Source organism: Mesorhizobium sp. M7A.F.Ca.AU.002.02.1.1 (assembly GCF_003998535.1).
GTDB classification, from domain to species: Bacteria; Pseudomonadota; Alphaproteobacteria; order Rhizobiales; family Rhizobiaceae; genus Mesorhizobium; species Mesorhizobium ciceri.
Window position 1 is genome coordinate 1 of sequence record NZ_RZPB01000172.1, and the last position, 9315, is coordinate 9315.

10 protein-coding genes and 1 pseudogene are annotated in these 9315 nt (G+C 62.5%); 4 read left to right on the plus strand and 7 right to left on the minus strand.

Features of this window, described 5'->3' with window-relative positions; genetic code table 11:
• Positions 1-246 (minus strand): response regulator (locus EN879_RS13225; protein WP_127274081.1); only part of this gene is annotated, 246 nt, incomplete at its 3' end.
• A gap of 33 nt (positions 247-279) precedes the next feature.
• Entirely contained in the window at positions 280-651 is a 372-nt protein-coding gene (locus tag EN879_RS13230; protein WP_013531932.1) for a response regulator, read from the minus strand.
• A 246-nt stretch (positions 652-897) separates the two neighbouring features.
• Between EN879_RS13230 and EN879_RS13235 the strand changes: the two genes are divergently transcribed.
• Both EN879_RS13235 and EN879_RS13240 read left to right on the plus strand, forming a co-directional pair.
• A complete protein-coding gene (locus tag EN879_RS13235; RefSeq protein ID WP_024503583.1) occupies positions 898-1197 on the plus strand; it encodes a DUF3572 domain-containing protein in 300 nt (99 codons plus the stop codon).
• Positions 1194-1847 (plus strand): hypothetical protein, encoded by a 654-nt coding sequence (locus tag EN879_RS13240; protein WP_013531934.1) that lies wholly within the window; start codon positions 1194-1196, stop codon positions 1845-1847. Before EN879_RS13235 ends, EN879_RS13240 begins: the two co-directional genes overlap by 4 nt.
• 10 nt (positions 1848-1857) lie before the next feature.
• On the opposite strand, the gene EN879_RS13245 is transcribed toward EN879_RS13240, so the two are convergent.
• A complete protein-coding gene (locus EN879_RS13245; RefSeq protein ID WP_063167893.1) occupies positions 1858-3390 on the minus strand; it encodes a hypothetical protein in 1533 nt (510 codons plus the stop codon).
• A gap of 107 nt (positions 3391-3497) precedes the next feature.
• On the minus strand, positions 3498-4073 hold the full coding sequence (locus tag EN879_RS13250; protein WP_024503584.1) for a GNAT family N-acetyltransferase: 576 nt from the start codon (positions 4071-4073) through the stop codon (positions 3498-3500).
• A 65-nt stretch (positions 4074-4138) separates the two neighbouring features.
• Here EN879_RS13250 and EN879_RS13255 point away from each other — a divergent pair.
• Positions 4139-5464, plus strand: a pseudogene (locus EN879_RS13255) (DNA polymerase IV); the annotation flags it as partial.
• On the opposite strand, the gene EN879_RS39895 reads toward EN879_RS13255, so the two are convergent.
• Positions 5464-5970, minus strand: a complete 507-nt coding sequence (locus tag EN879_RS39895) for a hypothetical protein (protein ID WP_024503586.1) — start codon at positions 5968-5970, stop codon at positions 5464-5466. The pseudogene EN879_RS13255 and the gene EN879_RS39895 overlap by 1 nt on opposite strands.
• A gap of 198 nt (positions 5971-6168) precedes the next feature.
• Here EN879_RS39895 and EN879_RS13265 point away from each other — a divergent pair, with 198 nt between their 5' ends.
• Positions 6169-7050 carry a DMT family transporter gene (locus EN879_RS13265; RefSeq protein WP_013531939.1) on the plus strand — a complete coding sequence of 294 codons (882 nt, stop codon included), beginning with the start codon at positions 6169-6171 and terminating at the stop codon, positions 7048-7050.
• A gap of 12 nt (positions 7051-7062) precedes the next feature.
• On the opposite strand, the gene EN879_RS13270 is transcribed toward EN879_RS13265, so the two are convergent.
• Together EN879_RS13270 and EN879_RS13275 are read right to left on the minus strand one after the other, a co-directional pair.
• Positions 7063-7866 (minus strand): potassium channel family protein, encoded by an 804-nt coding sequence (locus tag EN879_RS13270; protein ID WP_063167892.1) that lies wholly within the window; start codon positions 7864-7866, stop codon positions 7063-7065.
• Between the two features lie 67 nt (positions 7867-7933).
• The coding region (locus tag EN879_RS13275; RefSeq protein ID WP_245493817.1) for an OB-fold nucleic acid binding domain-containing protein at positions 7934-9315 on the minus strand (1382 nt) is incomplete at its 5' end.

Here is a 9315-nt window from a genome sequence, read left to right on the forward strand (position 1 = left end):
GATCATCACCACCGGAATGTGCGATGTCGCCGGATCGCTCTTCAGCCGCCGACAGACCTCCAAGCCGTCCATATCGGGCATCATCACATCGAGCAGCACGACATCGACCTTGCCGTTCTCGCAGGTCTCGATCGCATCCGGCCCGTTGGTGGCGGTCAACACTTCGAAATATTCGGCCAGCAGCCGCACTTCCAGCAGCCGCACATTGGCAGGGATATCGTCGACGACGAGGATCCGCGCAGTCATTTCATAACGCTCCGGCTCGGCTGAAGGGGCACATCACGCATCGCCCAGATAGGATTTGATGGTTTCGATGAAACGCGGCACCGAGATCGGCTTCGAAATATAAGCCTCGCAGCCACCCTGGCGGATACGTTCCTCGTCGCCTTTCATGGCGAAGGCGGTCACGGCAATGACGGGGATGACGTGCAGTTCGTCGTCCTCCTTCAGCCATTTGGTCACTTCAAGCCCCGACACCTCAGGCAACTGGATATCCATCAAGATGAGATCCGGCCGGTGCTGGCGTGCCAGATCGAGCGCTTCCAGACCGTTGCGGGTGCGCACGGTCTCGTAACCGCTTGCCTCGATGAGGTCCCGAAAGAGCTTCATGTTGAGCTCATTGTCCTCGACGATCATAACCTTCTTCGGCATCGATATCCCGTCCCGGCCGCCCTTCCGCTTCGAAGGCGACCGTCATGCGCCCATATCTGAACGCACCAAACCCTGCTTCACTTTACGGCAATATGATTGACGAAACGGAAATCCGCGGCTGGAAAACAGCGCGAATTCTACCTCGTCGCCTGCGCGTCCAAAGGGCGCGCCACGCTCTAATGGCTTGCCGCAAGCAACTCTTGCCATTACTGCGGGAGAGACTCATTCCACACACCGAAGGTAGTGATGGCAAACGCAGCGTCAATGCGCGAAGAAGCGGAATCGATTGCCGTGAAGGCCCTGGGCTTTGTCGCCTCCGATCCGGAGCTTTTGCCGCGCTTTCTGGCTATCACCGGCATAGAGGTCCATTCGATCCGCAAAGCCGCCAGTGAGCCGGGTTTCCTGGCTGGTGTCCTGCAATTCATCCTCGCCCACGAGCCGACGCTGATGCGCTTTGCCGAGGAAACCGGCACCCCGCCGGCTGCTGTCGGCAAGGCCCTGCGGTCGCTGCCGCTGGGCGATGACAATCACGAGCATTCCATATGAGCGATGATCCAGAAACAGCGCGCCAGATCGAAGAACTGGCAGCCGACAACCGGCCGTTGCTGGTGCTCGATGTCGACGATGTCGTGCTCGAATTCATCCGCCCGTTTCCGAATTTCCTCAAGACGCGTGGCTATGGCCTGACGCTGGCCTCGTTCCGGCTGACCGGCAACATCGCAGAGACGGCCAGCGGCCGCCTGATCGAACAGCCCGAAGTCACGGCACTGCTGGGCGATTTCTTTGACACGCAAGCCGATTGGCAAAACATTACGGACGGCGCGGCAGAGGCCCTGGCAGGGCTTGGCGACCGCGCGGAAATCATCTTGCTGACGGCCATGCCGCACAAACACCGTGCCGTGCGTCGTGTCCATCTCGACGCGCTTGGACTGAGCTACCCGCTTCTGACCACTGAAATGGCCAAAGGACCGGCAGTGGCCAAGCTTCGCGGCAAGGCCGGCCGACCGGTGGTCTTCGTCGACGATCAGCCGCACAATCTGGCGTCGGTGCGGGAATCGGTCGCCGACGCCGAACTGTTCCACCTGATGGCCGACAATTCACTGCGCGCATTCCTGCCCCCGGTGACGGACGATGTGGTCGTCGTCCAGGACTGGCACGAAGCCGCGCCGAAGATCGCAAGCGCGCTGGGGCTCTAAACTCCAGCCTTCAAGGGTTCAGTTTCGCACCTGCGCCGCCGCTGTCGTCCCCGCTGTCATCGTCGCCGTCACCATCGTCCACGCTGTCGTCCACGGCCGGATCGGCAGGCTTCAGCATGACGCCATTGACGGTGACCGAACCGTCGGCCTTGGCGTTGACGATCCATTCCAGCCGTCCATCGGACAGCGTCTTGCCAAAGCCCTTCGCCATGAGAGCGACTGGCACGTATTGGGCCACCTCCGGTTCCGACTTTGCCGCTTCCTGCAGGCCTTCGACAAGCTTGTCGAAGCCGGCGACATCGACGGTCACGCTACCTTCGGGCTTTTCGCCCGGGAATGTCATCTCGCCTTCCAGGGCGATCTCCGTATCCTTGTTCTTCACGGTGCTGTGGCCAAGCACGACCTTCGGCGTCTTGGCCATGAAGTCGGCCTTAAGCTGCTCGCCGAATTCGGCAGACAGCGGCGGATTCTTATTGAGATCAAAGGCTTCGATCGCCTTCTTCGCCATGCTGTCGAGATCGATATTGGCGCCGCCAAAGTTCAAATCGACATCGGTGGGCAACAACCCCACGCTCCAGCTCGGGAGAAGCTGGGTCGGCACGGTCAGTCCCGATGCCTTGATGCCGTAGGTGATCGTGCCGTTTTGGGCGACGCCGTCGGAGCCGAACACGGTGCTGAGCTGGGTGGCGCCGAAATTGCCGACCGGGCTTTCCACCGCGAAATCCTTGAAACCATAGGTCCCGTCGATACGCTGCCAAAGCGGTAAGGCGGCGAACAAAAGCGATTTGAGCTGCGCCTGGTTGGCCTTCAGCGTCGCCTCGTCCTCGTTGGCCACAGCAAATGCCAGGAGATCGAGCAATGGCTTGGTCTGCACGCCCTTGCCGCTGGCTTCGACCGACAATTCCGGCGACCTGACGGTGACCGGGAATTTCAGCCCGCTCTCGGGGTCATCGAAATTGATCGCTTCGACAAAACTCGACACCTTCTGCGAGGTTGTGAAATCGACGCCCCCGGTCGCCGACTTGGTCGCGGCAACGGTCGCGATGCCAGCGCCGGCGCTGGCCTCCATGTGCTGCTTGGCATCCTTCGACGCCATCGTCATGCCGGCCATCGAACTGGTGCCGCTGGTGAAGGCCGCCAGATTTGGATCGTAGACGCCCGAGCCCTTGCCGTCCTTGATCGAAAACTGAGTGCTTTGCAGGCCTTCGGGTCCGTTGAACTCGAAGGAGGCGCTCTGGGAGAAATCCATCGAGACATCCCAGGATCCGTCGCTGCGCGGCTTGACCATCAGGGCATAGGGCGCGAAGTCGAACTTCAGCAGTTTCTGGTCCGGAAATGATGCGGCAAGTGCCTTGAAATCGAACAGGATCTTGTAAGCACCACCTTCCAGCGAAACCTTCAAAATGCCTTTGTCGATCGCCTGCTTGCCGACATAGCGGGACAAGTCGTCGGACAATTGCTTCGCACCCTGACTGTCGACGGTCTGACTGAGAGCAGGGGCACTCAACGCAAGAAGGAACACGAATGGCAGGGCACGGTTCACGCGAATTCTCCGTTTGACCGAGAAGAAAGGCTTTGTCCGTCTGGTATGAAATTACCGCTGCAACCGCAAGGTGAGATCGACAACGGCATCCGGGCAGGCAATCTCGATCAAAGCACCAGCCGCATCAGCGGCCGACCGGCCTTGCGTTCCAACAGCCTCTCGAAACCAGCCTTCTCGAAGACCCGCGACGAGCCGACGAACAGGCCGATCGAACGCGAATCGCGAGACAGATCTATCGGACAAGCCTCGAGCAGCCGTGCACCGTTCTGGCGGGCAAAATCGATGCCGCCTTCGACGAGGCGATGCGTGATGCCCCTGCCGCGCGCCTTGCCGCGGATGAAAAAGCAGGAGATCGCCCAGACGGCCGGATCCGTGGCGTCGGCAGGATCGACCGGTGCCGACCCCCTGCCCTGGTTGTTCCATTCGGGCACGTCGGCGCGCGGTCCGATCTGCATCCAGCCAACCGCCTGACCGTCCTCGAATGCCAGCAGGCCCGGCGGCGGGCCGGCCTCGATGCGCGCCTTGATGTGGTCCTTGTTGCGTTCCCGGCTGCTCTCGCGACGCATCGCCGGCGCCAGCCGGAAGTGCGTGCACCAGCAGCCGTAGCAGGCACCTTGCTTGCCGAAGAGGTCCTCGAATTCAGCCCAAAGCTCGGGCGCAAGCGGCGCTATGGTCGTGCTCATGCGTTCTCCCCAGGCCAGCCTTGTCGCTGGCCTTGCACTGTCGTACCATTGCCTCTGTTCTCTTTATGTTCGCAGCGATGGCGGCCCCTGTCAACAATCCCGATCACGGTTTTTGCCGCGACTGCCTGATGCTTCAGCGCAGCCAGACGCGCCGCTGCGAGCGCTGCGGCAGCCCCCGGCTTGCGCGTCATCCCGAGCTTTACCGGCTGCATCTGGCCCATATCGATTGCGACGCCTTCTATGCGGCAATCGAAAAGCGCGACAATCCGGCGCTCAAGGACAAACCGTTGATCATCGGCGGCGGCAAGCGCGGCGTGGTCTCCACCGCCTGCTACATCGCCCGCATCCAGGGCGTCCGCTCGGCCATGCCGATGTTCAAGGCGCTCGAAGCCTGCCCGGAGGCGGTGGTCATCAGCCCCAACATGGAAAAATACGTCCGCGTCGGCCGCGAAGTGCGCGCCATGATGCAGGCGCTGACGCCGCTGGTCGAGCCACTGTCGATCGACGAGGCGTTTCTCGACCTCGCCGGCACCGAACGACTGCACGGCCTGCCACCCGCTGTGGTGCTGGCGCGCTTTGCGCTGGCGGTCGAGAAGGAGATCGGCATCACCGTTTCGGCCGGCCTGTCCTACTGCAAGTTCCTCGCCAAGATAGCGTCGGACTTCCGTAAACCGCGCGGCTTCTCGGTCATCGGCGAAGCCGAGGCGGTCGGCTTCCTGGCGGCGCAGCCGGTGACCATGATCTGGGGTGTCGGCAAGGCGTTCAACGCAACGCTGGAGCGTGACGGCATCCGCACCATCGGCCAGCTGCAGCAGATGGATCGCGGCGACCTCATGCGCCGCTATGGCACGATGGGCGACCGGCTCTACCACCTTTCGCGCGGCGAGGATGTCCGCCGCGTCGATCCCGATCAGGACGCCAAGAGCGTATCGGCCGAAACCACCTTCGACACCGACATCGCGTCGCTGGAGGAACTGATCGCGGTTCTCAGGGGTCTTTCGGAAAAGGTTTCGGCACGGCTGAAAAAGTCAGGCATTGCCGGGCGCACCGTGGTGCTGAAACTGAAGAGCCAGGATTTCAAGCTGCGCACGCGCAATCGCCAGCTCGGCGACCCGACCCGGCTCGCCGACCGCATCTTTCAGACTGGGGTGGAGCTTCTGCGCAAGGAAACCGACGGCACGAAGTATCGGCTGCTCGGCATCGGCGTCAGCGACCTCTCGGACGACGACAAGGCCGACCCGCCCGATCTGGTCGACATCCAGTCGCGCAAGCGCGCCATGGCCGAGGGCGCCATCGATGCCTTGCGCGACAAGTTCGGCCGCACGGCGGTGGAAACCGTCTACACATTCGGCAAGGGCCGCGATGCCCATCCGCCGGAGCCGCTCGAGGATTATGTGCGCTGCAAGTCTATCCTGCTCGTCACCACGCTCTTGCCGGTTTTCGGGTCGGTGTCGATGACGGTCAGCCGCATGCCGTTCTCGCCGCGTTTCTCGACCTTCATCTGCGCCCTTCGGTCGCCATTGACCTCCTTGGCCCAGCGAATGCCCAGGTTGATCGCATTGCCCGAACGGCTGCCGTTGAGTTGCGCCGGTCCCGTGCGAGAGCCGACATAGGTGCCGCTGTATTTGGCACCTGTAACTTTCAGATTGGCGCTGATGGCCCGCGACACCACAATGAGACCGCGGCAATTTCCATCCAGCGATAGCGAGGTTGAGGTCGCATTCGACTTGAAGCTGCACGATACGCTGACGTTCGGAGCATCCGTGGTTACCTGGACAGTGCCCTTGCCGGCGAAATTGCCCTTGAACGACTGAAGAAATTGGGTCTCGTCGGCATGTGCTGCGCCTGCCGCAACCAATAGACCGCCGGTAAGCGCGAATTGCGCGAAGGATCTCATCGAAGCTCTCCTTGTCGTTTTCGAAAAAAGGCGGGGCGATCCACGAGCACGGCTGACCATCGGGACTCAACGCCACCTACCATTTCAGGTTCCGTCCGCCACATGACTGTTTTACAACATCGAGCCAGTCGCGACTGGCCCAGAAGAATGCCTTGGCTAGCGGTTGCGGCAGAGGTGCTGGCCTGCGACATAGCGCGAATGGCACCCACCCCCTCGATCCCCAAGGCCGCGTTCTGGATGGCGCTGTCTATCGCCTCGTTCCTTGGCATGACGGTCGCCGGCCGGGCCACGACAGCGGAGCTCAACGTCTTCCAAGTGCTGGAGTTGCGCTCCGTGATCGGCTTCTTCATCCTGCTGCCGCTGGTGATGATGAGTGGCGGCTTTCAAGCCATGCGCACGCAGCGCCCGGTTGCCCATATCGCCCGCAACGTCATCCATTACACGGGCCAGGCGGCATGGCTCTACGCCCTCACCTTGATTCCGCTGGCCGTGTTGATCTCGATCGAATTCACCACTCCGATCTGGACAGCTATCCTGGCGGTGATCTTTCTGGGCGAAAGGCTGAACCGGCCCAAGTTGGCAGCGATCGCGCTGGGGCTGATCGGCGTGGTGATCATCGTGCGCCCCGGTGTCGGCTCGGTCGATCCTGGACATCTCGTCGTGCTGGGCGCCGCGGCCTGCTTCGGCATCTCGGTGGTCACCGTCAAGTCGCTGACCCGGACAGACAGCGTCGTACGCATCATCTGCTGGATGCTGATTGTCCAGTCGGTGGTCGGTCTCATCCCGGCGCTCTATACGTGGCGCAACCCGCCACTGGAGCTATGGCCATGGATCGTGCTGATCGCCTTCACCGGCATGTCGTCGCATTTCTGTATGGCCCGAGCGCTTGGCTATGCCGACGCGACCATCGTCTCGCCGATGGATTTTCTACGCGTGCCGCTATCGGCACTGATCGGCTGGCTGCTCTATAGCGAGCAGATCGACGCCTTCACCGCCGGCGGCGCGCTGCTGATCCTGATGGGCAATCTGCTCAATCTGCAGCGCAGGCAGATAAAGCCGGCCGAAGTGGCGGCGTCGTAGTCCCGCCGGCCGTCAGTTCCCTTCGTCGGGTATGTTGAGAAGATGGCCGCAGGCCTTGCAATGCACGGCGTCCGGCTCGTGCCGCCGCAAGCCGCACTGCGGACAGGGAAACAACACCTTGGCTGGCCGGAAGATCGCCTGAGCCAGTCTGACAAACAGCGATATGCCGATGATCATGGTGACGATTGCCGTCAGCTTGCCGGCCATGCCCGGCAGCACGATGTCGCCGAAGCCGGTCGTCGTCACCGTGGCGACAGTGAAATAAAGCGCGTCGATATAGTTTTCCAGGCCGGCGCCAGTGCGAAAGAAGAACGTGTAGACGAAGCCGGTGATGACGAACAGGAAGGTCAAAAGGTTGATGACCGCGTGGCTGGCCTCTCGCCACGGCCGCAGTCCTCGCATCTCGAAATGCCGCCAGAGCGAACCGCTGCGCGACAGCGACCACAGCCGCAGGATGCGCAGGAAGGCGAGATTGGCGAACGCCGTTGGCATCAGCAGCGTCAAGAGGATGAAGACATCGACCCACGAGGTCGGCTGCTTCATCAGCCGCAGCATGTTCTTGGAGGCAAGCAGGCGGGCAGCGAGGTCCGCGGCAACCAGCGCGGCCGCCGAATAGTCGAGCCAGAGGAAGGACGGCTTGTCCTGGAGAACCGGCGTCGCGATGAAGAAGGCGATGATGGCGAGGTCGATGACGACGGCCACCAGTTGGAACCGGAAAGCGGCCGGCGTGCGCCCATGATAAAGCCTGCGCAGCCGGTCACGCAGCCGCGCCAAGGCTGAAACCGCCTGCGACCCATTCCTCTGCGCCGGCTTCATGCTGACTGCGCCGGCGTTGGCCGCAGCGACCGCCCGGCTGATTGCCGCGCCCCGAAAAGAGCGGGGGTCACACCAATTCCACTTCGACCACGCCCGGCACCGCGCGCATCGCCGAGGCGATCTGCGGCGAGATACGGTAGCGGTTCGGCAGCTCTATCTCGATTTCACCCTCGCCTTCTTCCTTGATCAGCACGAAACTGACCTGGCCTTCGCCCCTGACGGTCAGTTGGCCGGCCAGCGTGTTGATCGGCGTGGCGTTGCGCACGAAGATACGCAGCGCCTTCTGGATGCGACTTGCCTCATCCTCCAGCGACTGCACCGAGTTGATGCGCAGATTGACGCCTTCCGGCCTGTCCTCGGCCGCAACGGTGATGACGACGGAGCGGCCGGCCTCGAGCAGGTCGCGATACTGTGCCAGTCCTTCCGAAAACAGCACGGCTTCGTACTGGCCTGACGTATCCGAAAAGGCGATGACGCCCATCTTGTTGCCGGTGCGCGTCTTGCGTTCCTGCTTGGATGTCACCGTGCCGGCCAGGCGGCCGGCGGCGGCACCGCGTTTGACGGCCGCCGAGAACTCGGCCCACGTTTGCACCCGCATCTTCTGCAGGGCCGCCTTGTACTCGTCGAGCGGGTGGGCCGAGAGGTAAAAGCCGACCACCTGGAATTCACGGTGCAGCCGGTCGGCGGCGAGCCACGGCTCTGTCGCCGGCAGATTGAGTGCCTGCGACTGGGCGCCGAGCGAGGCGCCGAAGATGTCGTGCTGTCCGGAAACCGCGTTCTGCTGCGCCAGCGACGCCAGCCCCATCATGCGTTCCACGCCCGCCATCATCGACGCGCGGTCGTGGCCGAAGCAGTCGAGCGCGCCGGCCATGATCAGGCTTTCGAAGACGCGCTTGCCGACGATCTTGGGATCGACCCGCTCGCAGAAATCGGCGAGGTTCTTGAACGGCTTTTCGCCACGCTGGGCAACGATGTGCTCGACCGCCGCGTCGCCGACGCCCTTGAGCGCTGCCAGCGAATAATAGATGCGGTTCTCACCGACCTCGAAGGGGCGAAAGCTCGATGTCACCGACGGCGCCAGAACCTCGATGCCGAGGCGCAGCGCGTCCTGGCGGAAATCGGCGAGCTTGTCGGTGTTGCCCATGTCGAGCGTCATCGACGCCGCCAGGAACTCGACCGGATAATGCGCCTTGAGATAGGCGGTCTGGTATGAAACCACCGCATAGGCGGCGGCGTGCGATTTGTTGAAACCATAGTCAGCGAACTTGGCCAGCAGGTCGAAAATGAAGTCGGCTTGCGGCTTGCCGACGCCACGCTCGACCGCGCCGGAGACGAAGCGCTCGCGCTGCTTGTCCATCTCGGCGCGAATCTTCTTGCCCATGGCGCGGCGCAGCAGATCGGCTTCGCCGAGCGAGTAGCCCGACAGCTCCTGCGCGATCTGCATCACCT